This window comes from Pseudomonas fuscovaginae SE-1 (genome assembly GCF_000364705.1).
Classification (GTDB): domain Bacteria; phylum Pseudomonadota; class Gammaproteobacteria; order Pseudomonadales; family Pseudomonadaceae; genus Aquipseudomonas; species Aquipseudomonas fuscovaginae_A.
The window spans coordinates 90673-114616 of record NZ_AQOH01000312.1 but is presented as its reverse complement, the minus strand read 5'-3'; the positions used below and the strand labels follow the sequence as shown (position 1 = coordinate 114616).

The window sequence follows — 23944 nt, the reverse complement described above, 5'->3', positions numbered from 1 at the left end:
CTTCAATGGAAAAGACCAAGCAGGCTGTGCCGTCCTCGGTGCCGCGCCATGTGGCGATCATCATGGATGGCAACAATCGCTGGGCCAAGAAGCGATTCTTGCCTGGCGTCGCCGGCCACAAGGCCGGTGTCGATGCGGTGCGGGCAGTGATCGAGGTATGTGCCGAGGCCAAGGTCGAGGTGCTGACCCTGTTCGCCTTCTCCAGCGAGAACTGGCAGCGCCCCGCCGACGAAGTCAGCGCCTTGATGGACCTGTTCTTCAAGGCGTTGCGGCGCGAGGCCAAGCGCCTCAACGACAACAACATCAGCCTGCGGATCATCGGCGACCGCTCGCGCTTCCACCCTGAGCTCCAGGCGGCGATGCGCGAGGCGGAAGCCGCGACGGCGGGCAGCAATCGCTTCATTCTGCAGATCGCCGCCAATTACGGCGGGCAGTGGGATATCGCCCAGGCTGCCCAGCGTCTTGCCCGTGAAGTGCAGGCCGGGCATCTGCGTCCGGACGAAATCACTCCGGACCTGCTGCAGACCTGCCTGGCCACCGGCGACCTGCCGTTGCCGGACCTGTGTATCCGTACCGGTGGCGAACATCGGATCAGCAATTTCCTGTTGTGGCAGTTGGCGTATGCCGAACTGTATTTCTCCGACCTGTTCTGGCCGGACTTCAAACACGATGCCATGCGCCATGCGCTGGCTGATTTCGCTTCCCGCCAGCGTCGCTTCGGTAAGACGAGCGAACAGGTCGAAGCTGGAGCCCGGGTTTAATGCTCAAGCAACGCATCATCACCGCACTTGTCCTGCTGCCTATCGCCCTGTGCGGTTTCTTCCTGCTCTCGGGTTCCGGTTTCGCGCTGTTCATCGGCGTGGTCGTGACGCTCGGGGCCTGGGAGTGGGCGCGGTTGGCGGGTTTTGACGCGCAGCCGGCCCGGGTGGCGTATGCCGCGCTGGTCGCGGTGCTGCTGTTCTTCATGTATATCCTGCCAAACCTGGCGCCCTGGGTGCTGGGCGCGTCGGTGTTGTGGTGGGGGTTGGCGACCTACCTGGTGCTGACCTATCCGCAGTCCAGTGCGCGCTGGTCGAGTGCGGCGAGCAAGCTGGTGATCGGGTTCCTGATCCTGTTGCCGGCCTGGCAGGGCCTGATCGAGATCAAGCAGCATGCGTCGGGCCAGGGTAACTGGCTGATCATGGCGGTGATGATCCTGGTCTGGGGTGCCGATATCGGTGCCTATTTCTCCGGCAAGGCCTTCGGCAAACGCAAGCTGGCCCCGGCGGTGAGCCCCGGCAAGAGCTGGGAGGGCGTCTATGGTGGCCTGTCGCTGAGCCTGGCGATCACTGCGCTGTTCGGCCTGGTTTCCGGCTGGGGTCCGGGCCAGATCATCGCGAGCCTGATGGGGGCGGCGATCATCGTTTTCGTATCGGTGGTCGGTGACCTGACCGAAAGCATGTTCAAGCGCCAGTCGGGGATCAAGGACAGCAGCAACCTGCTGCCGGGTCACGGTGGCGTGCTCGATCGTATCGACAGCCTGACGGCTGCGATCCCGATGTTCGCCGTGCTGCTGTGGATCGCTGCATCATGAGCCGTCCACAACAGGTTACCGTGCTGGGGGCCACCGGCTCCATCGGCTTGAGCACGCTGGATGTGATTGCCCGGCATCCGCGGCGCTACCAGGCGTTCGCCTTGAGTGGCTTCAGTCGCCTGGCCGAGTTGCTGGCCCTGTGCGTGCGCCATCGTCCGCGTTTCGCGGTGGTGCCCGATGCCACCGCTGCCCGTCGCCTGCAGGAGGATCTGCGCGTTGCCGGCCTGTCCACCGAGGTTCTGGTCGGGGAGCAGGGGTTGTGCGAGGTCGCTTCGCACCCTGAAGTCGACGCCGTGATGGCGGCGATCGTCGGGGCCGCGGGCCTGCGTCCGACCCTGGCGGCGGTCGAGGCCGGCAAGAAGATCCTGCTGGCGAACAAGGAGGCGCTGGTGATGACCGGTGCCCTGTTCATGCAGGCGGTGCGCAAGAGCGGTTCGGTGCTGTTGCCGATCGACAGTGAGCATAATGCGATCTTCCAGTGTCTGCCGGGTGATTTCGCCCGTGGGCTTGAGGCGGTAGGGGTGCGTCGGATTCTGCTGACCGCATCCGGCGGCCCGTTCCGGCAGACGCCGCTGCCCGATCTCGAGCATGTCACGCCCGATCAGGCCTGTGCCCACCCCAACTGGTCCATGGGGCGCAAGATTTCGGTCGATTCGGCCAGCATGATGAACAAGGGCCTGGAGTTGATCGAAGCCTGCTGGCTGTTCGACGCGCGCCCTGATCAGGTCGAGGTGGTGATTCATCCGCAGAGTGTGATTCACTCCCTGGTCGATTACGTCGATGGTTCGGTGCTTGCCCAGTTGGGCAATCCGGATATGCGCACACCGATCGCCAATGCATTGGCCTGGCCTGAGCGTATCGATTCCGGCGTGGCGCCGCTGGACCTGTTTTCCGTGGCCCGTCTGGACTTCCAGGCTCCGGACGAGCAGCGTTTCCCCTGCCTGCGCCTGGCGCGGGCGGCGGCGCAGGCGGGTGGCAGTGCTCCGGCGATGCTCAATGCGGCCAACGAGGTGGCTGTTGCGGCGTTTCTCGAACGGCGCATCCGCTACCTCGAGATCGCGAGTATCATCGAGGAAGTGTTGAATCTGGAACCTGTTGTCGCGGTCGATGGGCTCGACGCGGTATTCGCAGCGGATGCCAAGGCGCGGGCATTGACCGAACGGTGGTTGAGTCGCAACGGGCGCTGAGCCTGGCTGGGCGCCCTAGCGATGCGGCACTTGATAGGATTGCGGAGAAAGTAGATGAGCGCACTCTATATGATCGTCGGCACCCTGGTGGCACTCGGGGTGCTGGTCACTTTCCATGAATTCGGTCACTTCTGGGTGGCGCGTCGCTGCGGCGTCAAGGTGCTGCGTTTTTCCGTGGGCTTCGGTACGCCGCTGCTGCGCTGGCGTGATCGCCAGGGAACCGAGTTCGTCGTGGCGGCAATCCCGCTGGGCGGTTACGTGAAGATGCTCGACGAGCGCGAGGCGCCTGTCGCGCCGCACGAGCTGGACCAGGCGTTCAACCGCAAGTCGGTGCGCCAGCGTATCGCTATCGTTGCCGCCGGTCCGATCGCCAACTTCCTGCTGGCTATCAGCTTCTTCTGGGTGCTGGCGATGCTCGGCAGCCAACAGGTGCGTCCGGTCATCGGTGCTGTCGAGGCCGGCAGCATCGCCGCGAAGGCCGGTCTGGCGGCAGGGCAGGAAATCGTTTCGATCGATGGCGAGCCGACCGCCGGCTGGTCTGCGGTCAACCTGCAGCTCGTGCGTCGCCTGGGTGAGAGCGGTACGTTGCGGTTGCAGGTCCGCGAGGCGGGCTCGAGCGTCGACTCCCCGCGGGAGCTGGCGCTCGACCGCTGGTTGCAAGGTGCCGACGAGCCGGATCCGATCAAGTCCCTGGGTATCCGCCCCTGGCGCCCGGCCCTGCCGCCCTTGCTCGCCGAACTGGATCCGAAAGGCCCGGCCCAGGCTGCTGGCCTGAAGACCGGTGATCGCCTGCTGTCCTTGAATGGTGACGCGGTCAGCGACTGGCAGCAGGTGGTCGACTGGGTACGTGTGCGTCCTGATACCAAGATTGTGCTGCATGTCGAGCGTGATGGTGCTCAAATCGATGTCCCTGTAACCCTGGCATCCCGTGGTGAAGGCAAGGCCGCCACCGGCTACCTGGGCGCGGGTGTCAAGGCGGCGGATTGGCCGCCGCAGATGCTCCGTGAAGTCAGCTACGGGCCCGTCGCGGCGATCGGCGAGGGCGCCAGACGTACCTGGACCATGAGTGTCCTGACCCTGGATTCGCTGAAGAAAATGCTGTTCGGCGAGCTCTCGGTAAAAAACTTGAGCGGACCGATAACCATTGCTAAAGTGGCGGGCGCTTCAGCCCAGTCGGGCGTCGCTGATTTCCTGAATTTCCTGGCTTATCTGAGCATCAGCCTGGGGGTTCTGAATCTGCTGCCCATCCCGGTACTGGATGGGGGGCATTTGCTGTTTTATCTGATCGAGTGGGCACGTGGTCGCCCCTTGTCGGAACGAGTACAAGGTTGGGGGGTACAGATCGGTATCAGTTTGGTGGTCGGGGTCATGCTGCTTGCCCTGGTCAACGATCTGGGTCGACTGTAACGCGTCGCTAAAATTGCGAATCTGCCGCATCTTGCGGCAGTTTGTTTATTGCCAGTTGGAATAAGAAAGGACTTCATGAAACGTCTGCTGCTAACTGCGGTTCTCACCGTATTGATGATCGCCGAAGTTCACGCCGAGTCCTTCACTATCTCCGATATCCGTGTCAACGGCCTCCAGCGGGTGTCCGCCGGTAGCGTGTTCGGTGCGTTGCCGTTGAACGTCGGGGATCAAGCGGATGACCGTCGCCTGGTGGAATCCACCCGTGCGCTGTTCAAGACCGGTTTCTTCCAGGATATCCAGCTGGGACGCGACGGTAACGTCCTGGTCATCACGGTCGTTGAGCGTCCCTCGGTGGCCAGCATCGATATCGAAGGCAACAAGGCGATTTCGACTGACGACCTGATGAAAGGTCTGAAGCAGTCCGGCCTGGCCGAAGGCGAGATCTTCCAACGTGCCACCCTCGAAGGCGTGCGTAACGAGCTGCAGCGTCAGTACGTCGCCCAGGGCCGCTACTCGGCCGAGGTCGAGACCGAAGTGGTGCCTCAGCCACGCAACCGTGTCGGCCTGAAGATCAAGATCAACGAAGGTACCGTTGCCGCGATCCAGCACATCAACGTGGTGGGCAACACGGTATTCCCGGACGACGACCTGATCGACCTGTTCGAACTCAAGACCACCAACTGGCTGTCGTTCTTCAAGAACGACGACAAGTACGCCCGTGAAAAGCTGTCCGGTGACCTGGAGCGCCTGCGTTCCTACTACCTGGACCGTGGCTATATCAACATGGATATCGCCTCGACCCAGGTGTCGATCACTCCGGACAAGAAAAGCGTCTACATCACTGTCAACATCACCGAAGGCCAGAAGTACAAGGTCCGCGACGTCAAGCTCAGCGGTGACCTGAAAGTGCCCGAGGACCAGGTCAAGTCCCTGTTGCTGGTCGAGCCGGGCCAGGTGTTCTCGCGCAAGCTGATGACCACCACTTCCGAACTGATCACCCGCCGCCTGGGTAATGACGGCTACACCTTCGCCAACGTCAACGGTGTACCGACGCCGCACGACGATGACCACACCGTCGACATCACCTTCGTGGTCGACCCGGGCAAGCGTGCCTATGTGAACCGTATCAACTTCCGTGGCAACACCAAGTCCGAGGACGAAGTGCTGCGTCGGGAAATGCGTCAGATGGAGGGCGGCTGGGCCTCGACCTACCTGATCGACCAGTCCAAGACCCGTCTGGAGCGCCTGGGCTTCTTCAAGGAAGTCAACGTCGAGACACCGGCCGTGCCGGGTGTCGATGACCAGGTCGACGTGAACTACGCCGTGGAGGAGCAGGCCTCCGGTTCGATCACCGCCAGCGTCGGTTTCGCCCAGAGCGCGGGTCTGATCCTCGGTGGTTCGATCACCCAGAACAACTTCCTCGGTACCGGTAACAAGGTCAGCATCGGCCTGACCCGCAGCGAATACCAGAGCCGCTACAACTTCGGCTACGTTGATCCCTACTGGACCGCCGATGGCGTCAGCCTGGGCTACAACGTGTTCTACCGCACCACCGACTACAAGGACCTCGACGTCGACGTAGCCAGCTATGCGGTGGACAGCCTGGGTGCCGGTGTGAGCGTGGGCTACCCGATCAGCGAGACTTCCCGTCTGACCTTCGGCCTGACCGCCCAGCAGGACAAGATCAAGACCGGCCTGTACACCGTCGACGAGATCTTCAACTTCGTCAACGAGAACGGCAGCAACTACCTGAACTTCAAGGCGTCGGCCGGCTGGTCCGAGTCGACCCTGAACAAGGGCGTGCTGGCAACCCGTGGTCATTCCCAGAGCCTGACCCTGGAAACCACCACGCCGGGCAGTGACCTGTCGTTCTTCAAGCTCGATTATCGTGGCCAGGTGTTCACGCCTCTGACCGACACCTACACCATGCGCTTCCACAGCGAGCTGGGTTATGGCGACGGTTACGGCTCCACCCATGGCCTGCCGTTCTACGAGAACTACTATGCTGGTGGTTTCAACTCGGTCCGCGGCTTCAAGGACAGCACCCTCGGTCCGCGCGGTACGCCGAGCCGTGGTGTGGGCGTGACCGGTAACGTGGGTACCATCGCCGACTCGGACAACGACCCGCTGCCGTTCGGTGGCAACGTGTTGATCCAGGGTGGTGCCGAGTTGCTGTTCCCGCTGCCGTTCGTCAAGGACCAGCGCTCCCTGCGTACCTCGCTGTTCTGGGACGTGGGTAACGTGTTCGACTCCAAGTGCGAACAGGTCAAGAACACCAACGGCACGCTGTCGCAGACGCAGTGCAACGACATCAGTTTCAGCAACCTGGCCAGTTCCGTGGGTGTTGGGGTGACCTGGGTCACAGCGCTGGGTCCGTTGAGTTTTGCCTTGGCGATGCCGGTCAAGAAGCCGGATAACGCCGAAACTCAGGTGTTCCAGTTCTCCCTCGGCCAGACCTTCTAAGGCTCTGCCACCAGCTAATGACAATGGATTTTGTAGGAGTTTATCGTGCGTAAGTTGACCCAACTGGTGCTGCTGGCAAGCGTTCTGGTAGCGACCCCGGCCTTTGCCGAAATGAAAATCGCCGTGCTGAACTATCAGATGGCCCTGCTGGAATCCGACGCGGCCAAGAAGTACGCCGTGGATGCCGAGAAGAAATTCGGTCCGCAACTGACCAAGCTCAAGGCTCTGGAAAGCAGCGCCAAGGGTATCCAGGACCGTCTGGTCAGTGGTGGCGACAAGATGCAGCAAGGCGAACGCGAGCGCCTGGAGCTCGAGTTCAAGCAAAAAGCCCGTGACTTCCAGTTCCAATCCAAGGAACTGAACGAAGCCAAGGCCGTTGCCGATCGCGACATGCTCAAGCAACTGAAGCCGAAGCTGGACAGCGCTGTGGAAGAAGTCATCAAGAAAGGGGCCTACGACCTGGTGTTCGAGCGTGGCGCGGTGATCGATGTCAAGCCTCAGTACGACATCACTCGCCAGGTCATCGAGCGCATGAACCAGCTGAAGTAACCCATGACTGCGACTATCAAGCTCGGCCAGTTGGCCGAGATCCTCGGCGCCACCTTGCGTGGCTCCGAGGAGAAGGAAATCACTGGGCTGGCCACCTTGCAGGAGGCCGGCCCAGCTCAATTGAGCTTCCTGGCAAACCCCCAATACCGCAAGTACCTCGTGGACAGCCAGGCTGGCGCGGTCCTGCTCAAGGCCGCTGATGCCGAAGGCTATGCCGGCGATGCGCTGGTAGTGGCTGACCCCTATCTGGCTTATGCGCGCATTTCGCATCTGTTCGATCCGAAACCCAAGGCGGCTCCCGGTATCCATCCGAGCGCCGTGGTGGCGGAGGATGCAACGATCGACCCGACGGCCAGCATTGCCGCCTTCGTGGTGATCGAGAGCGGTGCGCGCATCGGTGCGGGCGTGACCATTGGTGCCCACTGTTTCATCGGCGCGCGTTGCGAAATCGGCGACGGTGGCTGGCTGGCTCCACGGGTGACCCTCTATCACGATGTGCGCATCGGTAAACGCGTGGTCATCCAGTCGGGCGCCGTGCTCGGTGGTGAAGGTTTCGGTTTCGCCAATGAAAAGGGTGTCTGGAACAAGATCGCGCAGATTGGTGGTGTGCTGGTCGGCGACGACGTCGAGATCGGTGTGAATACCGCCATCGATCGGGGCGCATTGGCCGATACGATCCTTGGCAATGGCGTCAAGCTCGACAACCAGATCCAGATCGCCCATAACGTCCAGGTGGGCGATCACACCGCCATGGCCGCCTGCTGCGGTATTTCCGGCAGCACCAAGATCGGCAGGCACTGCATGCTCGCCGGCGGTGTCGGGCTGGTGGGGCATATCGAGATTTGCGACAACGTGTTCCTGACTGGAATGACCATGGTGACCCACTCGATTACCGAGCCGGGCGCCTATTCTTCCGGTACGGCCATGCAGCCGGCAGCCGAGTGGCGCAAGAGCGCGGCCCGCATTCGCCAGCTCGATGACATGTCGCGACGGCTGCGGCAGTTGGAAAAACGTGTCGGGAACGTGACCCCGGACGCGCATGCTTCATCTGAAGGCTGATACCATTTCCATATCAAGTAGTCGTTAGACTGCCTCCTTGATTTGCTAGAGGGGCTCACCCTGCCGGGGTGTGCCCCCCATCTTTACTACAGGCTTCCCCACGAAATGATGGACATCAACGAGATTCGCGAATACCTGCCTCACCGTTACCCGTTCCTGCTGGTGGACCGGGTGGAGGAACTGGATTTCGAGGCCAAGAGCATTCGTGCCTACAAGAATGTCAGCATCAACGAGCCGTTCTTCAATGGTCATTTTCCGGCGCATCCGATCATGCCGGGCGTGCTGATCATCGAGGCCATGGCTCAGGCTGCCGGTATCCTGGGATTCAAGATGCTGGGAGCGAAGCCTGCCGACGGTACCCTGTACTACTTCGTCGGTTCCGACAAACTGCGCTTCCGTCAGCCTGTGGTGCCGGGGGACAAACTGGTTCTCGAAGCCAAGTTCTCCAGCCGCAAGAGCACGATCTGGAAGTTCGAGTGCCGCGCGCTGGTCGATGGCAAGCCGGTCTGCTCGGCCGAGATTACCTGTGCGGAACGGGCAGTATGAGTCTGATTGACCCTCGTGCAATCATCGATCCGACGGCCATCCTGGCCGAAGGTGTCGAGGTCGGCCCCTGGTCGATCATCGGCGCAGGTGTGGAAATCGGCGAGGGGACAGTGATCGGGCCGCATGTGATCCTCAAGGGCCCGACCCGGATCGGCAAGCACAACCGCATCTACCAGTTTTCCTCGGTAGGCGAAGATACCCCGGATCTCAAGTACAAGGGCGAGGCGACCCGCCTGGTGATTGGTGACCACAACGTCATTCGCGAAGGTGTGACGATTCACCGTGGCACCGTCCAGGACCGTTCGGAAACCACGCTGGGCGACCATAACCTGATCATGGCCTATGCTCACATCGGCCACGACAGCGTGATCGGCAACCACTGCATCCTGGTCAATAACACCGCGTTGGCCGGGCATGTGCACGTCGACGACTGGGCGATCCTCTCCGGCTACACCCTGGTGCACCAGTTCTGTCATATCGGTGCCCACAGCTTTTCCGGGATGGGCACCGCCATCGGCAAGGACGTTCCCGCCTATGTCACGGTATTCGGCAACCCGGCCGAGGCCCGCAGCATGAACTTCGAGGGCATGCGTCGTCGCGGTTTCAGCGAGGAGGCGATCCATGCCCTGCGTCGCGCCTACAAGGTGGTCTATCGCCAGGGCCTGACCGTGGAACAGGCAATTGCCGAACTGGTCGAGCCTGCCGCCCAGTACCCTGAAGTGGCGGTGTTTCTCGAGTCGATCCAGTCCTCGACTCGCGGCATTACCCGCTGATCATGGCCGGCCTGCGTATTGCGTTGGTCGCCGGCGAAGCGTCCGGCGATATTCTCGGCTCCGGCCTCATGCGTGCACTCAAGGCCCGTCATCCCGAGGTCGAGTTCATCGGCGTGGGTGGGCCATTGATGGAAGCCGAAGGGCTGGTCTCCTATTTTCCGATGGAGCGGTTGTCGGTGATGGGGCTGGTCGAGGTGCTCGGGCGTCTGCCGGAACTGCTCAAGCGCCGCAAGCTGCTGATCCAGACACTGATCGCCGAGAAACCGGACGTGTTCATCGGCATCGACGCTCCCGACTTCAACCTCAATATCGAGCTCAAGTTACGTCGTGCCGGGATCAGGACTGTGCACTACGTGAGTCCGTCCGTCTGGGCCTGGCGCCAGAAGCGGGTGCTGAAGATCCGCGAAGGCTGTGATCTGATGTTGACGCTGCTGCCGTTCGAAGCGCGCTTCTATGAAGAGAAGGGTGTGCCGGTACGATTCGTCGGCCACCCCCTGGCCGATACGATTCCGTTGGAGGCCGATCGCGCGGCTGCCCGCGCCGAGCTCGGTTTGCCGGATGGCCCGCTGGTGGCGTTGATGCCAGGCAGTCGTGGTGGTGAGGTTGGACGACTTGGCGCCTTGTTCCTCGATGCGGCCGAGCGTTTGCGCGCCACTCACCCCGGTATCCGCTTTGTCATGCCCTGTGCCAGCCCGCAGCGGCGTACCCAGGTCGAGGCGTTGCTGGTCGGCCGCGACTTGCCGTTGACCCTGCTCGACGGTCAGTCCCACAAGGCCCTGGCGGCTTGCAACGCGGTGCTGATCGCTTCCGGTACCGCGACTCTGGAGGCGCTGCTGTACAAGCGTCCGATGGTGGTTGCCTATCGCCTGGCGGCGTTGACCTTCTGGATTCTCAAGCGCCTGGTGAAAAGCCCCTACATTTCTTTGCCCAACCTGCTGGCCCAGCGCCTGTTGGTGCCCGAGTTGCTACAGGATGACGCCACGCCCGAGGCGTTGGCGAAAACCCTGTCTCCGCTGATCGAGGGCGGCCAGGAGCAGACCCGCGGTTTCGACGAGATCCACCGGACCTTGCGCCTGGATGCTTCCAACCAGGCTGCCGATGCGGTACTGGCGTTGATCGCAAAACCCGTATGAGTGATGCCAAGATGCAGATGGGACTGGATTTTTCTCTGGTGGCCGACGCCGGAGAGCTGGTGGCCGGTGTCGATGAGGTCGGCCGCGGCCCGCTCTGCGGTGCGGTGGTGACGGCGGCGGTGATCCTCGATCCCGGTCGCCCGATCCTCGGCTTGAATGACTCGAAGAAGCTGACCGAGGCCCGCCGTGAAAAGCTCTTCGACGAGATTCAGGAAAAGGCCCTGAGCTGGTGCATCGCCCGGGCCGAGGTCGAGGAAATCGACGAGCTGAACATTCTCCATGCGACCATGCTCGCCATGCAGCGGGCGGTCGAAGGGCTGCACATCCAGCCCCGCCTGGCGATGATCGACGGCAATCGCTGCCCAAGGCTGGCGATGCCGGCGGAGGCGGTGGTCAAGGGAGATAGCAAGGTGCCGGCAATTGCGGCCGCGTCGATCCTGGCCAAGGTCAGTCGCGACCGTGAAATGAGTGCTTTCGAAAAAATCTATCCCGGCTACGGTATCGGCGCTCACAAGGGCTACCCCACGCCGGTGCACCTGGAAGCCCTGAAACGCCTGGGGCCGACGCCGATCCACCGGCGCTCCTTCGCCCCCGTACGGCTGGCCTGGGAGGCCCGCGGGCGGGTTTAGTCTGCTGTTGTTTTAGCCAAGGCCCGGTACAATTCCGGGCCTTGTTGTTTTCAAAGATTTGGACAGGATCACTATGCCGGCTTCATTCGTTCATCTGCGCCTGCACACCGAGTTCTCCCTGGTCGACGGTCTGGTCCGGATCAAGCCGCTGGTCAAGGCCCTGAACGGCATGGGCATGCCCGCCGTGGCGGTGACCGACCAGAGCAACATGTGTTCCCTGGTCAAGTTCTACAAGGCCGCCATGGGGGGCGGCATCAAGCCGATCTGCGGGGTCGACCTGTGGCTGTCGAACAAGGATCCCGAAGCGCCGCTGAGTCGCATCAGCCTGCTGGCTATGAATGCCGTGGGCTACCGCAACCTCACCGAGCTGATTTCCCGCGGCTACACCGATGGCCAGCGCAACGGCCTGATCATCATTGAGCGCGAATGGGTGGCCGAGGCCGCCGAAGGCGTGATCATGCTGTCGGCGGCCAAGGAAGGCGAGATCGGCATGGCCCTGCTCGCCGGCAACCCGGAGATCGCCGAGGCCCTGGCGCTGGAGTGGATGGCGATCTTTCCGGATCGTTTTTACCTGGAAGTGCAGCGCACCAACCGCGTCAACGACGAGGAACACCTGCATGCCGCCGTGGCCCTGGCCGACAGGATCGGTGCGCCGCTGGTGGCGACCAACGACGTGCGTTTCATCAAGCAGGACGACTTCGACGCCCACGAGACCCGCGTGTGCATCGGTGAAGGCCGCGCCCTGGACGACCCGCGCCGCTCGCGCAACTACAGCGACCAGCAGTACCTGAAAAGTGCCGAGGAGATGGCCGAGCTGTTCAGCGACCTGCCCGAGGCGCTGGAAAATACCGTGGAGATTGCCAAGCGCTGCAATATCACGGTGCAGTTGGGCAAGTACTTCCTTCCCGACTTCCCGACGCCCAATGGCATGGGCATCGACGACTACCTGCGTCACGTCTCCCACGAAGGCCTGGAAGAGCGCCTGGCGGTGCTCTGGCCCAAGGACACCACGCCCGACTACGAGGAAAAGCGCCAGGTCTATCTGGACCGCCTGAAGTTCGAGCTGGATATCATCATCCAGATGGGGTTTCCCGGCTACTTCCTGATCGTTATGGACTTCATCAAGTGGGCCAAGAACAACGGCGTGCCGGTCGGCCCCGGCCGGGGCTCGGGTGCCGGTTCCCTGGTCGCCTACGTGCTGAAGATCACCGACCTCGACCCGTTGGCCTATGACCTGCTGTTCGAACGTTTCCTCAACCCGGAACGTATTTCCATGCCCGACTTCGACGTCGACTTTTGCATGGATGGCCGTGACCGGGTGATCGATTACGTGGCCGAGGCCTACGGGCGCAACGCGGTAAGCCAGATCATCACCTTCGGCACCATGGCGGCCAAGGCGGTGGTACGTGACGTGGCGCGGGTCCAGGGCAAGTCCTACGGCCTGGCCGACCGCCTGTCGAAGATGATCCCCTTCGAAGTCGGCATGACCCTGGAGAAGGCCTACGAGCAGGAAGAGATCCTGCGCGACTTCCTCAAGACCGACGAGGATGGCCGGGAAATCTGGGAGATGGCCCTCAAGCTCGAAGGCGTTACCCGTGGTACCGGCAAACACGCCGGTGGCGTGGTGATCGCGCCGACCAAGCTCACCGACTTCTCGCCGATCGCCTGTGACGAAGAGGGCGGCGGCCTGGTGACCCAGTTCGACAAGGACGATGTCGAGGCCGCCGGTCTGGTGAAGTTCGACTTCCTCGGCCTGCGGACCCTGACCATCATCAAGTGGGCGATGGAGACCATCAACCGCGAGCAGGCGAAGAACAACCTGCCCGACGTCAACATCGACTTCATCCCGCTGGATGACAAGAAGACCTACGAGCTGCTGCAGAAAGCCGAAACCACGGCGGTGTTCCAGCTTGAATCGCGTGGCATGAAGGAACTGATCAAGAAGCTCAAGCCCGACTGCCTGGAAGACCTCATCGCACTGGTGGCCCTGTTCCGTCCGGGCCCGCTGCAGTCGGGCATGGTGGACGACTTCATCAACCGCAAGCACGGCCGTGCCGAACTGGCCTATCCGCACCCGGACTACCAGTACGAGGGCCTGAAGCCGGTATTGGCGCCGACCTACGGCATCATCCTGTACCAGGAACAGGTGATGCAGATCGCCCAGGTGATGGCGGGCTACACCCTCGGTGGCGCGGACATGCTGCGCCGGGCGATGGGTAAGAAAAAGCCCGAGGAGATGGCCAAGCAGCGCGGCGGCTTCATCGAAGGTTGCGCCAACAACGGCATCGATGCCGACCTGGCGGGCAACATCTTCGACCTGGTGGAAAAATTCGCCGGCTATGGCTTCAACAAGTCGCACTCGGCCGCCTACGGTCTGGTTTCCTACCAGACCGCCTGGCTCAAGACCCACTATCCGGCGCCGTTCATGGCCGCGGTACTCTCGGCGGATATGCACAACACCGACAAGGTGGTGATCCTGATCGAGGAAGTGCGCAGCATGAAGCTGCGCCTCGATGCGCCGGACGTGAACAACTCCGACTTCAAGTTCACGGTCAACGACGATGGCCGTATCGTCTATGGCCTTGGGGCGATCAAGGGGGTGGGGGAGGGGCCGGTGGAGGCCATTGTCGAGGCCCGCGCCGAAGGCGGGCCGTTCAAGGATCTGTTCGACTTCTGCGAACGGGTCGACCTCAAGCGCATCAACAAGCGCACCCTGGACGCGCTGATCCGCAGCGGTGCGCTGGATCGCCTGGGGCCGTACTTCCATGACGAACTCAAGGCCTACCAGGCCAACATCGACCGCAACCGAGCGGTGCTGTTGTCGGCGCTGGAGGAAGCGATCAAGGCCGCCGAGCAGACCGCCCGCACGGCCGACAGCGGCCACGCCGACCTGTTCGGCGGGCTGTTCGTCGAGGAGGATGCCGATGTCTATGCCAGCCATCGCAACGCCCGCGAACTGACCCTGAAGGATCGCCTGCGGGGCGAGAAGGACACCCTGGGCCTGTACCTCACCGGTCACCCGATCGACGAATACGAAGGTGAGATCCGTCGCTTCGCCCGTCAGCGCATCATCGACCTTAAGCCGGCACGCGATACCCAGACCGTGGCCGGGATGATCATTGCCCTGCGGGTGATGAAGAACAAGAAGGGCGACAAGATGGGCTTCATCACCCTTGACGACCGCTCGGCGCGGATCGAGGCTTCGTTGTTCGCCGATGCCTTCATGTCGGCCCAGGCGCTGTTGCAGACCGATGCGATGGTGGTGGTCGAGGGTGAGGTCAGCAACGATGATTTCTCCGGCGGCCTGCGCCTGCGGGTCAAGCGCGTGATGAGCATGGAGGATGCCCGTACCAACCTGGCCGAGAGCCTGCGCCTGAAGGTCCAGGGCGCCGCGCTCAAGGTCAATGAGTTGCGCTGGCTGGGCGAGCTGCTCAAGCAGTACCGCGGCGCCTGCCCGATCACCATGGAGTACACCGGCCCCGACGCCAAGGCGCTGTTGCAACTGGGTGACGGTTGGAAAATCGACCCGGCGGATGGTCTGATTCAGGCATTGCGTGACCAGTTGGGACGAGACAACGTCTTTCTCCAATACCGTTGAGGTGGTGGCGCCATCGGTGCGCCCCGACCTTGGACTTACTTTTAATCTCGACCTGAGCGCGCCATATCCCGTAATGTAGGGCGCGATACAGATCAATCGGCCGGCCAGGCTGTGTAAAAACTACTGTGCTCGACCCAAGACGGACGCTTATGAACCCGAATTTTCTTGATTTCGAACAGCCGATCGCTGACCTGCAAGCCAAGATCGAAGAACTGCGCTTGGTCGGTAATGACAACTCGCTGAACATCGGCGATGAGATCTCCCGACTGCAGGAAAAGAGCAGCACGCTGACAGAAGATATTTTCGGCAAACTGACCAGCTGGCAGATTGCTCGTCTGGCGCGTCACCCGCGTCGCCCCTACACCCTGGACTACATCGAACATATCTTCACCGAGTTCGATGAGTTGCACGGCGATCGTCACTTCGCCGACGACGCCGCGATCGTCGGCGGCATTGCCCGCCTGGACGACCAGCCGGTAATGGTCATCGGCCACCAGAAGGGCCGCGAAGTGCGCGAGAAGGTCCGTCGCAACTTCGGCATGCCGCGTCCGGAAGGCTACCGCAAGGCCTGCCGCCTGATGGAAATGGCCGAACGCTTCAAGATGCCGATCCTGACCTTCATCGACACACCGGGCGCCTACCCGGGGATCGACGCCGAAGAGCGCAACCAGAGCGAGGCGATCGCCTGGAACCTGCGTGTCATGTCGCGGCTGAAGACCCCGATCATCGCCACCGTCATCGGCGAGGGTGGTTCCGGCGGTGCACTGGCGATTGGCGTGTGCGACCAGTTGAACATGCTGCAATACTCGACCTATGCGGTGATCTCGCCGGAAGGTTGCGCCTCGATTCTCTGGAAAACCGCCGAGAAGGCTGCGGATGCCGCCGAGGCCATGGGTATCACCGCCGAGCGCCTGAAGGGCCTGGGCATCGTCGACAAGGTCATCGCCGAGCCGCTGGGCGGCGCCCACCGTGACCCGGCGGCGGCTTCCGCCCTGATCCGTGCCGAACTCAGCTCGCAGCTGGCGATGCTGAAAAAGCTCGACAACGACACGCTGCTGGCACGTCGCTATGAGCGTCTGATGAGCTATGGTCTCTAAGTAGAGCTACCTTGGTAGCGGGCTTGCTCGCTCCTGCGCGGGACTGTAGGAGCCGAGCTTGCTCGCGAACCGCCGCAGGCGGCCATCCAGTGGGGTCGCCTCATGGATGAAATCGCCTTCGCGAGCAAGCTCTGCTCCTACAGGATCTAGGGCGTCTCAATTCATGCGTCAGTCAGATATCGATTTGCCCTCCAGGGTGCTTCAAGCCCTGGCCCCCTGGCGCAGTGCCTCTACCTGGCGGCTGGCCTTCTCCGGCGGCCTCGATTCCACCGTCCTCCTGCATCTGTTGGCCCGTCTGGGCAAAGCCGAATCTCTGCCCGAACTCAAGGCCCTGCATATCCACCATGGTTTGCAGGTCGCTGCGGACAGTTGGCCAGAGCATTGCCAGGCCATCTGCGATTCGCTGGGCGTACCGTTGCAGGTCGTGCGCGTGAGCGTCCAGTTGGGCGCCAGTCTCGAACGCGCGGCGCGGGATGCGCGCTACCTGGCGTTCGCCGGGGTGACCCAGTTGAACGATGTCCTGCTCACTGCCCAGCATCGCGACGACCAGGCCGAAACCCTGCTGTTCCGCCTGTTGCGGGGTGCCGGGGTGCGTGGCCTGGCGGCGATGCCGAGCGAGCGGGAAGTGGGTGGCGGCTATCTGGTTCGGCCATTGCTCGATGTTTCGCGCGCAGAACTCGAGCAATACGCCCGTGAGCATGGCCTGAAATGGATCGAGGATCCGTCGAACGCCGACCAGCAGTTTTCCCGTAACTACCTGCGTCACCGTGTGTTTCCAGGGCTGGCCGAGCGCTGGCCGCAGGCGGTCGGCAGCATGGTGCGCAGCGCGGCCCATCTGCGCGAGGCCCAGGAGTTGCTGGATGATCTGGCCGAAATCGACCTGGACAACGCCCAGGCCCATTCCCGCTATGACTGGCTGGGCATGCCGTCACTGGCCCTGGATGCGCTCGCCGAGTTGTCCGGGGCGCGCCAGCGCAACCTGTTGCGCCACTGGCTGGAGCCGCTGACGCAACTGCCCGACAGCGACCACTGGGCCGGCTGGGAGGACCTGCGCGATGCCGGGCCCGATGCCCGGCCCAAGTGGCGCCTGGCCGAGGGCGAGTTGCACCGGGCCGACGAGCACCTGTGGTGGCTCAGTGGTTCCTGGTTGCGTCAACCGCTGGCGGATATCGAATGGCGGGACCCGCGGCGTGGCCTGGAATTGCCAGACAACGGCGAACTGCTGATCATCGGCGAGGCGCCAGCCGGTCCGTTGCAGGTGCGCTATCGTCAGGGTGGCGAGGTACTGCACCTGCCGGATCGCGGGCATCGTGATCTCAAGCGGCTGCTCAACGAAAGTCGGGTGCCCTGGTTCGTCCGCGGCCGTTTGCCGCTGCTCTACCGGGACGGACAACTGCTGGCCGTGGCCAACCTGGCCGGGCTCGACGGGCGGGCATTCGGCGACTGGCATTTGCAATGGCAGCCACCTTCGAGCGATCAAGGTTTGAGCTGAAAGCCGCTTTCCGGTAGACTACGCTCCCTTCTTGATACAACTTCTGTTGATTCGCCTGAATGACAGCAGTTGCCGATTACCAAGCAGTCTTTGCTGGGCGATTCCAAAAAATGTGTAGCGAGCAACGTACCGGTGTTGTCACGTCCGGTCTGTCCCAACGCGGCGGTTTTTTTGAAAGATGCACTGTGATTAATGCTGGTGATCGGGGGCTTCGGCCTTCCTTCGCTTTCCCGGGCGGTTCGGACCGCTTTAACGCAGACTTCTAGGGTTTTTCATGACGCGCTATATATTCGTCACGGGCGGTGTTGTTTCTTCATTGGGGAAAGGCATTGCCTCGGCTTCATTGGCGGCCATCCTGGAGGCGCGGGGGCTGAAAGTCACCATGCTCAAGCTGGATCCGTACATCAACGTCGATCCGGGCACCATGAGCCCCTTCCAGCACGGTGAAGTGTTCGTCACCCACGATGGCGCCGAGACCGACCTGGACCTGGGTCACTACGAGCGGTTCATCCGCACCACCATGACCCAGAACAACAACTTCACCACCGGCCGCGTGTACGAGCACGTCCTGCGCAAGGAGCGCCGTGGTGACTACCTGGGTGCGACCATCCAGGTGATCCCGCACATCACCGACGAAATCAAGCGTCGCATCATCAAGGGCGCCGGCGATGCCGACGTGGCCCTGGTGGAAATCGGCGGGACCGTGGGCGACATCGAGTCGCAACCGTTCCTCGAAGCCATCCGCCAACTGCGGGTCGAAGTCGGCTCCAAGCGCGCGATGCTGATGCACCTGACCCTGGTGCCGTACATCGCCACCGCGGGCGAGACCAAGACCAAGCCGACCCAGCACTCGGTCAAGGAACTGCGCTCCATCGGCCTGCAGCCCGACGTGCTGATCTGCCGTTCCGACCATCCGGTGGACGTGTCCTCGCGTCGCAAGATCGCGCTGTTCACCAACGTCGAAGAGCGTGCGGTAATCTCTCTGGAAGACGTCGACACCATCTACAAGATCCCGGCCGTGCTGCACGCCCAGGGCCTGGATGACTTCGTCGTCGAGCGTTTCGGCCTGCAATGCAACGGTGCCGACCTGTCCGAGTGGGAAAAGGTCGTCGATGCCAAGCTCAACCCGGAGCACGAAGTCACCATCGCCATGGTCGGCAAGTACATGGAGCTGCTGGACGCCTACAAGTCGCTGATCGAAGCGATGAGCCACGCCGGCATCACCAACCGCACCAAGGTCAACCTGCGCTACATCGATTCCGAAGACATCGAGAACCAGGGCACCGGCCTGCTCGAAGGCGTCGATGCGATCCTGGTTCCGGGCGGCTTCGGCCTGCGCGGCGTGGAAGGCAAGATCACCGCCGTCCAGTACGCTCGCGAGAACAAGGTTCCGTACCTGGGGATCTGCCTGGGCATGCAGGTGGCGGTCATCGAGTTCGCCCGTAACGTGCTGGGCTGGAAAGACGCCAACTCCACCGAGTTCGACCGCAGCAGCGGCCACGCCGTGGTCGGCCTGATCACCGAGTGGGAAGACGCCTCCGGTGCCGTCGAGACCCGTACCGAAGCTTCCGACCTGGGTGGCACCATGCGCCTGGGGGCTCAGGAGTGTCTGCTCGAAGCCGGTTCCCAGGTCCATGGCTGCTACGGCAAGGACGTGATCGTCGAGCGTCATCGCCACCGCTACGAAGTGAACAACAAGCTGCTGCCGCAGATCATGGAAGCCGGCCTGAAAATCTCCGGTCGTTCCGGCGATGGTGCGCTGGTCGAAGTGGTCGAGGTGCCGGATCACCCATGGTTCGTCGCCTGCCAGTTCCACCCCGAGTTCACCTCGACCCCGCGTGACGGTCATCCGCTGTTCAGCGGCTTCGTCAAGGCGGCCCTGGCCCAACACCAGAAGAAGGCGTGAGACTGATGGCCCAGAAGATCATTCGCGTCGGCGACATCGAGATCGCCAACGACAAGCCGATGGTGCTGTTCGGTGGCATGAACGTGCTGGAAAGCCGTGACATGGCGATGCAGGTCTGCGAGGAATACGTGAAGGTTACCGAGAAACTCGGTATCCCCTACGTGTTCAAGGCCAGCTTCGACAAGGCCAACCGTTCCTCCGTGACCTCTTTCCGTGGCCCTGGCCTGGAAGAGGGCATGCGGATCTTCCAGGACATCAAGCAAGCCTTCGGCGTACCGATCATCACCGACGTCCACGAGCCGGCCCAGGCCGCCGTGGCCGCCGAGGTTTGCGACATCATCCAGTTGCCGGCCTTCCTGTCGCGCCAGACCGACCTGGTGGTCGCCATGGCCAAGACCGGGGCGGTGATCAACATCAAGAAAGCCCAGTTTCTCGCGCCCCAGGAAATGAAGCACATCCTGAACAAGTGCGTGGAAGCCGGCAACGACCAACTGATCCTCTGCGAGCGGGGTTCGAGCTTCGGCTACAACAACCTGGTGGTGGACATGCTCGGCTTCGGCATCATGAAGCAGTTCGAGTACCCGGTGTTCTTCGACGTGACCCACGCCTTGCAGATGCCAGGTGGTCGCGCCGATTCGGCCGGTGGTCGCCGCGCCCAGGTCACCGACCTGGCCAAGGCTGGCATGAGCCAGGGCCTGGCAGGGTTGTTTCTCGAGGCGCATCCGGATCCGGACAACGCCAAGTGCGACGGTCCTTGCGCCTTGCGCTTGGACAAACTGGAGCCGTTCCTGAGCCAGCTCAAGGCTCTGGATGAGTTGATTAAGAGTTTTCCGACGATAGAAACCGCTTAATCGGCAAATCTCCGGTAAAGTACCGCACGATTCAGGGCTCTGGACCAAGGTTCAGAGCCTTTTCGTCTGCAAGGCTGCCAATTTTCACACGCTTGCCGGCGAACATGGATTTCCTTCAGCTGCGTCGTTTTCGTCAACTTTGGAGTGTTTACAACAATGGCAAAAATCGTCGACATCAAAGGTCGTGAAGTTCTCGATTCCCGTGGCAACCCCACTGTGGAAGCGGACGTGCTTCTGGACAACGGCATCATCGGCAGCGCCTGCGCTCCGTCCGGTGCTTCCACCGGCTCGCGTGAAGCGCTCGAGCTGCGTGATGGCGACAAGAGCCGTTACCTGGGCAAGGGCGTTCTGAAGGCTGTTGCCAACATCAACGGCCCGATCCGTGAGCTGCTGCTGGGCAAGGACCCTGCCGACCAGAAGGCTCTGGACCACGCGATGATCGCCCTGGACGGTACCGAGAACAAGGCCAACCTGGGCGCCAACGCCATCCTCGCCGTCTCCCTGGCCGCAGCCAAGGCTGCCGCACAGGACCAGGACCTGCCGCTGTACGCGCACATTGCCAACCTGAACGGCACTCCAGGCGTCTACTCGATGCCGGTGCCGATGATGAACATCATCAACGGTGGCGAACATGCCGACAACAACGTCGACATCCAGGAATTCATGGTCCAGCCGGTTGGCGCCAAGTCCTTCTCCGAAGGCCTGCGCATGGGTACCGAGATTTTCCATCACCTCAAGGCCGTGCTGAAGGCCCGTGGCCTGAGCACCGCGGTGGGTGACGAAGGTGGTTTCGCGCCGAACCTGGCGTCCAACGAAGATGCCCTGAAAGTCATCTCCGAAGCCGTTGCCAACGCCGGCTACACCCTGGGCACCGACGTGACCCTGGCCCTGGACTGCGCCGCCAGCGAATTCTTCGAAGACGGCAAGTACAACCTGTCCGGCGAAGGCCAGGTGTTCACCGCCGAAGGTTTCGCCGACTACCTGAAGGGCCTGACCCAGCGCTACCCGATCATCTCGATCGAAGACGGCCTGGACGAGTCCGACTGGGCTGGCTGGAAGATCCTCACCGACAAGATCGGCGAGAAAACCCAGCTGGTGGGCGACGACCTGTTCGTGACCAACACCAAGATCCTGAAGGAAGGCATCGACAAGAAGATCGCCAACTCCATCCTGATCAAGTTCAACCAGATCGGCTCCCTGACCGAAACCCTGGAAGCCATCCAGATGGCCAAGGCGGCCGGCTACACCGCGGTGATCTCGCACCGTTCCGGTGAAACCGAAGATTCGACCATCGCCGACCTGGCCGTGGGTACCGCTGCCGGCCAGATCAAGACTGGCTCGCTGTGCCGCTCCGACCGCGTTTCCAAGTACAACCAACTGCTGCGTATCGAAGAGCAATTGGGTGCCAAGGCGAAATACAACGGTCGTTCCGAGTTTCGCGGTTAAGCCGTAGATGGTAAAAAGGCACCGGATTGTGTCGGAAAAATCGCTATAGTGGTTTTTTCGCAACTAATCTGATGGCTGACAATCACAGGCCTGGGTAAACCAGGCCTGTGCCGTTGGCATATGGACTTCGTCTTGGCTGTCTTTTTTACTGGGTAAACGAAATTCGATGCGCAGCCCCAACTGGTTGTTCCTTGTCTTGCTCCTGCTGCTGGCTGGCCTGCAGTACCGCCTTTGGGTGGGTAACGGGAGCCTGGCGCAGGTGGCCGACCTGACCCAACAGATTGCCGAGCAGCATGCCGAGAACGAGCGGCTGCTGGAGCGTAACCGCGTCCTCGATGCGGAAGTTCTTGAGCTGAAGAAAGGCATGGAGACCGTCGAAGAACGTGCTCGCCATGAACTGGGCATGGTCAAGGACGGTGAAACCCTTTATCAGTTGGCACAATGACTGACTCATCGCTACCGGCCTTCTGGGCCGTGATTCCTGCCGCGGGTGTCGGTGCCCGTATGGCGGCCGACCGTCCCAAGCAGTACCTGCAACTGGGCGGCCGAACCATTCTCGAACACAGCCTCGGCTGCTTTCTCGATCATCCGGGCCTCAAGGGGCTGGTGCTGAGCCTGGCGCCCGATGATCCCTACTGGCCGACCCTGGCCTGTGCCGGCGATACGCGCATCCGTCGTGTCGATGGCGGAGCCGAACGTGCCGACTCGGTACTCAACGCCTTGTTGCACCTGCATGCCCTGGGGGCGGCGGATGACGACTGGGTGCTGGTTCACGATGCGGCCCGGCCGAACCTGTCCCGTGACGACCTCGATACCCTGCTCGCCGAGCTGGCGGACGACCCGGTGGGCGGTCTGCTGGCCGTGCCGGCACGGGACACGCTCAAGCGCGTGGACAAGCGGGGGCGGGTACTGGAAACCGTTGACCGGGCGCTGATCTGGCAGGCCTATACGCCGCAGATGTTCCGCCTGGGTGCCCTGCATCGAGCCCTGGCCGACAGCCTGGTGGCCGACGCCAACATCACCGACGAGGCATCGGCGATGGAGTGGGCCGGCCAGGCGCCGCGCCTGATCGAGGGGCGTTCGGACAACATCAAGGTCACTCGTCCCGAGGACCTGGAGTGGCTGCGCCTGCGCTGGGCCAATCGGCGCTGAGCTCCTGTTCGCGGGCAAGCCCGGCTCCTACAGTACTGCGTCGTGGAAAGAGACTGGAACGATGAACTGTAGGAGCCGGGCTTGCCCGCGAAAGCGCCAGGCCTGACACCGCCAATCCCTCTTCAGGCCTGATACTCCGGCCGTTTCGCCAACCCTTCCCTGAGATAATCCACCAGCTTGCGCACTTTGGGCGACAGGTGCCGCTGTTGCGGGTACAGCGCCCACACCGCGGTATTCGGCGGCTGATGCGCTTCGAGCAGGGAAATCAGCGTGCCGTTGTGCAAATGCTCCAGCACGTAATAGTCCGGCAACTGGCACAACCCCACCCCCTGCAACGCCGCATCGAGTACCGCCTGGCCGCTGTTGCAGCGCCAGTTGCCCTGGACCCGCTGGGAAAACTCGCGGCCATCCTGTTCCAGTTGCCATATATCCGAACTGCCGATCAGGCAGTTGTGTCGGCTCAGTTCCGATAGGCTGTGGGGCCGGCCATACCGCTCGAGGTAGGAAGGGGAGGCGCACAGGTACATTCGCCGCGGCGCCAGCCGGGTCGCCACCAGTCGGGAGTCCTGCAGGCGGCCGAGGCGAATCGCCAGGTCCAGACCCTCATGCACCAGGTCCAGGGTGCGGTTGCTCAACTCGATATCCACCCGCAACTGCGGATACAGCCCCATGAATGCGGTGACCAGTGGCACGATGAAGCGCTCGCCGTAGGCCACCGCGCAGGTCATGCGCAGCATGCCCTTGGGTTCGCTGGTCAGGTCGCCCACCGCCCGCAGGGCCTCTTCGCGACCGTCCTGCAGGCGCTGGCAATGCTGCAGGAAGGTCTGGCCGGCTTCGGTCAGGGTGACCCGGCGGGTGCTGCGATAGAGCAGGCGGGTCTGCAGGCGTTCCTCCAGCCGGGCGATCTGCCGGCTGATATGCGAAGAGGACACGCCCAGGCGCTCCGCCGCCGCGGTGAACTGGCTGCATTCGGCCACGGCGACGAATTCGTCGATCCCTTCCCAGCCGTTTTCGCTCATCTGATTATCCCTGCATGGCAATAATGTTTTGCTTTCGGTCTGATTATTCACCAATGGTCGATGA

General features: G+C 62.3%; 20 protein-coding genes. 19 read left to right on the top strand and 1 reads right to left on the bottom strand.

Annotated elements, in window-relative coordinates:
- The first annotated feature begins 5 nt into the window (after window positions 1–5).
- The 19 genes from uppS (at window position 6) to ispD (ending at window position 22861) form a co-directional block, all read left to right on the top strand.
- Window positions 6–761, top strand: a complete 756-nt coding sequence (uppS, locus tag K675_RS0125365; RefSeq protein WP_017906272.1) for a polyprenyl diphosphate synthase — start codon at window positions 6–8, stop codon at window positions 759–761.
- The gene (locus tag K675_RS0125360; RefSeq protein WP_017906271.1) at window positions 761–1573 is read left to right on the top strand and encodes a phosphatidate cytidylyltransferase; all 813 of its coding nucleotides are present in this window, start codon (window positions 761–763) and stop codon (window positions 1571–1573) included. Before uppS ends, K675_RS0125360 begins: the two co-directional genes overlap by 1 nt.
- Entirely contained in the window at window positions 1570–2760 is a 1191-nt protein-coding gene (ispC, locus tag K675_RS0125355) for a 1-deoxy-D-xylulose-5-phosphate reductoisomerase (protein ID WP_017906270.1), read from the top strand. Before K675_RS0125360 ends, ispC begins: the two co-directional genes overlap by 4 nt.
- Window positions 2761–2814: 54 nt before the next feature.
- Window positions 2815–4167 (top strand): sigma E protease regulator RseP, encoded by a 1353-nt coding sequence (rseP, locus tag K675_RS0125350; protein ID WP_017906269.1) that lies wholly within the window; start codon window positions 2815–2817, stop codon window positions 4165–4167.
- A 75-nt stretch (window positions 4168–4242) separates the two neighbouring features.
- On the top strand, window positions 4243–6630 hold the full coding sequence (bamA, locus tag K675_RS0125345; RefSeq protein ID WP_026145528.1) for an outer membrane protein assembly factor BamA: 2388 nt from the start codon (window positions 4243–4245) through the stop codon (window positions 6628–6630).
- 45 nt (window positions 6631–6675) lie between these two features.
- Window positions 6676–7179, top strand: a complete 504-nt coding sequence (locus K675_RS0125340) for an OmpH family outer membrane protein (RefSeq protein ID WP_017906267.1) — start codon at window positions 6676–6678, stop codon at window positions 7177–7179.
- 3 nt (window positions 7180–7182) lie between these two features.
- Window positions 7183–8238 carry a UDP-3-O-(3-hydroxymyristoyl)glucosamine N-acyltransferase gene (gene lpxD / locus K675_RS0125335; protein WP_017906266.1) on the top strand — a complete coding sequence of 352 codons (1056 nt, stop codon included), beginning with the start codon at window positions 7183–7185 and terminating at the stop codon, window positions 8236–8238.
- Window positions 8239–8343: 105 nt separating this feature from the next.
- Window positions 8344–8784: a 3-hydroxyacyl-ACP dehydratase FabZ gene (gene fabZ, locus K675_RS0125330; protein WP_017906265.1), complete on the top strand. Its 441-nt coding sequence runs from the start codon at window positions 8344–8346 to the stop codon at window positions 8782–8784.
- Window positions 8781–9557: an acyl-ACP--UDP-N-acetylglucosamine O-acyltransferase gene (gene lpxA / locus K675_RS0125325; protein ID WP_017906264.1), complete on the top strand. Its 777-nt coding sequence runs from the start codon at window positions 8781–8783 to the stop codon at window positions 9555–9557. The genes fabZ and lpxA overlap by 4 nt, the downstream gene beginning before the upstream one ends.
- Window positions 9558–9559: 2 nt before the next feature.
- Window positions 9560–10690: a lipid-A-disaccharide synthase gene (gene lpxB, locus K675_RS0125320; protein ID WP_017906263.1), complete on the top strand. Its 1131-nt coding sequence runs from the start codon at window positions 9560–9562 to the stop codon at window positions 10688–10690.
- A gap of 11 nt (window positions 10691–10701) precedes the next feature.
- Window positions 10702–11319: a ribonuclease HII gene (gene rnhB, locus K675_RS0125315; protein WP_037007183.1), complete on the top strand. Its 618-nt coding sequence runs from the start codon at window positions 10702–10704 to the stop codon at window positions 11317–11319.
- Window positions 11320–11392: 73 nt separating this feature from the next.
- Entirely contained in the window at window positions 11393–14917 is a 3525-nt protein-coding gene (gene dnaE, locus K675_RS0125310; RefSeq protein ID WP_017906261.1) for a DNA polymerase III subunit alpha, read from the top strand.
- A gap of 149 nt (window positions 14918–15066) precedes the next feature.
- Window positions 15067–16014, top strand: a complete 948-nt coding sequence (locus K675_RS0125305) for an acetyl-CoA carboxylase carboxyltransferase subunit alpha (RefSeq protein WP_017906260.1) — start codon at window positions 15067–15069, stop codon at window positions 16012–16014.
- Between the two features lie 163 nt (window positions 16015–16177).
- Window positions 16178–17506, top strand: coding sequence for a tRNA lysidine(34) synthetase TilS (gene tilS, locus K675_RS0125300; protein ID WP_017906259.1), 1329 nt, complete (start codon window positions 16178–16180; stop codon window positions 17504–17506).
- 274 nt (window positions 17507–17780) lie between these two features.
- Window positions 17781–19412 (top strand): CTP synthase, encoded by a 1632-nt coding sequence (locus K675_RS0125295; RefSeq protein WP_026145527.1) that lies wholly within the window; start codon window positions 17781–17783, stop codon window positions 19410–19412.
- A gap of 5 nt (window positions 19413–19417) precedes the next feature.
- On the top strand, window positions 19418–20263 hold the full coding sequence (gene kdsA, locus K675_RS0125290; RefSeq protein ID WP_017906257.1) for a 3-deoxy-8-phosphooctulonate synthase: 846 nt from the start codon (window positions 19418–19420) through the stop codon (window positions 20261–20263).
- 156 nt (window positions 20264–20419) lie between these two features.
- Entirely contained in the window at window positions 20420–21709 is a 1290-nt protein-coding gene (gene eno / locus K675_RS0125285; RefSeq protein WP_017906256.1) for a phosphopyruvate hydratase, read from the top strand.
- 166 nt (window positions 21710–21875) lie between these two features.
- Entirely contained in the window at window positions 21876–22154 is a 279-nt protein-coding gene (gene ftsB / locus K675_RS0125280) for a cell division protein FtsB (RefSeq protein WP_017906255.1), read from the top strand.
- On the top strand, window positions 22151–22861 hold the full coding sequence (gene ispD, locus K675_RS0125275) for a 2-C-methyl-D-erythritol 4-phosphate cytidylyltransferase (protein ID WP_017906254.1): 711 nt from the start codon (window positions 22151–22153) through the stop codon (window positions 22859–22861). The genes ftsB and ispD overlap by 4 nt, the downstream gene beginning before the upstream one ends.
- 122 nt (window positions 22862–22983) lie before the next feature.
- Here ispD and K675_RS0125270 read toward each other — a convergent pair whose 3' ends face one another.
- Complete coding sequence (locus K675_RS0125270) at window positions 22984–23880, bottom strand: LysR substrate-binding domain-containing protein (RefSeq protein WP_017906253.1); 897 nt, start codon at window positions 23878–23880, stop codon at window positions 22984–22986.
- Between the last annotated feature and the right edge of the window lie 64 nt (window positions 23881–23944).

Bases quoted from the DNA above. Each gene is read 5' to 3' on its own strand.
- uppS (WP_017906272.1), top strand. From the start codon at position 6: ATGGAAAAGACCAAGCAGGCTGTGCCGTCCTCGGTGCCGCGCCATGTG.
- K675_RS0125360 (WP_017906271.1), top strand. From the start codon at position 761: ATGCTCAAGCAACGCATCATCACCGCACTTGTCCTGCTGCCTATCGCC.
- ispC (WP_017906270.1), top strand. From the start codon at position 1,570: ATGAGCCGTCCACAACAGGTTACCGTGCTGGGGGCCACCGGCTCCATC.
- rseP (WP_017906269.1), top strand. From the start codon at position 2,815: ATGAGCGCACTCTATATGATCGTCGGCACCCTGGTGGCACTCGGGGTG.
- bamA (WP_026145528.1), top strand. From the start codon at position 4,243: ATGAAACGTCTGCTGCTAACTGCGGTTCTCACCGTATTGATGATCGCC.
- lpxD (WP_017906266.1), top strand. From the start codon at position 7,183: ATGACTGCGACTATCAAGCTCGGCCAGTTGGCCGAGATCCTCGGCGCC.
- fabZ (WP_017906265.1), top strand. From the start codon at position 8,344: ATGATGGACATCAACGAGATTCGCGAATACCTGCCTCACCGTTACCCG.
- lpxA (WP_017906264.1), top strand. From the start codon at position 8,781: ATGAGTCTGATTGACCCTCGTGCAATCATCGATCCGACGGCCATCCTG.
- lpxB (WP_017906263.1), top strand. From the start codon at position 9,560: ATGGCCGGCCTGCGTATTGCGTTGGTCGCCGGCGAAGCGTCCGGCGAT.
- rnhB (WP_037007183.1), top strand. From the start codon at position 10,702: ATGCAGATGGGACTGGATTTTTCTCTGGTGGCCGACGCCGGAGAGCTG.
- dnaE (WP_017906261.1), top strand. From the start codon at position 11,393: ATGCCGGCTTCATTCGTTCATCTGCGCCTGCACACCGAGTTCTCCCTG.
- K675_RS0125305 (WP_017906260.1), top strand. From the start codon at position 15,067: ATGAACCCGAATTTTCTTGATTTCGAACAGCCGATCGCTGACCTGCAA.
- tilS (WP_017906259.1), top strand. From the start codon at position 16,178: ATGCGTCAGTCAGATATCGATTTGCCCTCCAGGGTGCTTCAAGCCCTG.
- K675_RS0125295 (WP_026145527.1), top strand. From the start codon at position 17,781: ATGACGCGCTATATATTCGTCACGGGCGGTGTTGTTTCTTCATTGGGG.
- kdsA (WP_017906257.1), top strand. From the start codon at position 19,418: ATGGCCCAGAAGATCATTCGCGTCGGCGACATCGAGATCGCCAACGAC.
- eno (WP_017906256.1), top strand. From the start codon at position 20,420: ATGGCAAAAATCGTCGACATCAAAGGTCGTGAAGTTCTCGATTCCCGT.
- ftsB (WP_017906255.1), top strand. From the start codon at position 21,876: ATGCGCAGCCCCAACTGGTTGTTCCTTGTCTTGCTCCTGCTGCTGGCT.
- ispD (WP_017906254.1), top strand. From the start codon at position 22,151: ATGACTGACTCATCGCTACCGGCCTTCTGGGCCGTGATTCCTGCCGCG.
- K675_RS0125270 (WP_017906253.1), bottom strand. From the start codon at position 23,880: ATGAGCGAAAACGGCTGGGAAGGGATCGACGAATTCGTCGCCGTGGCC.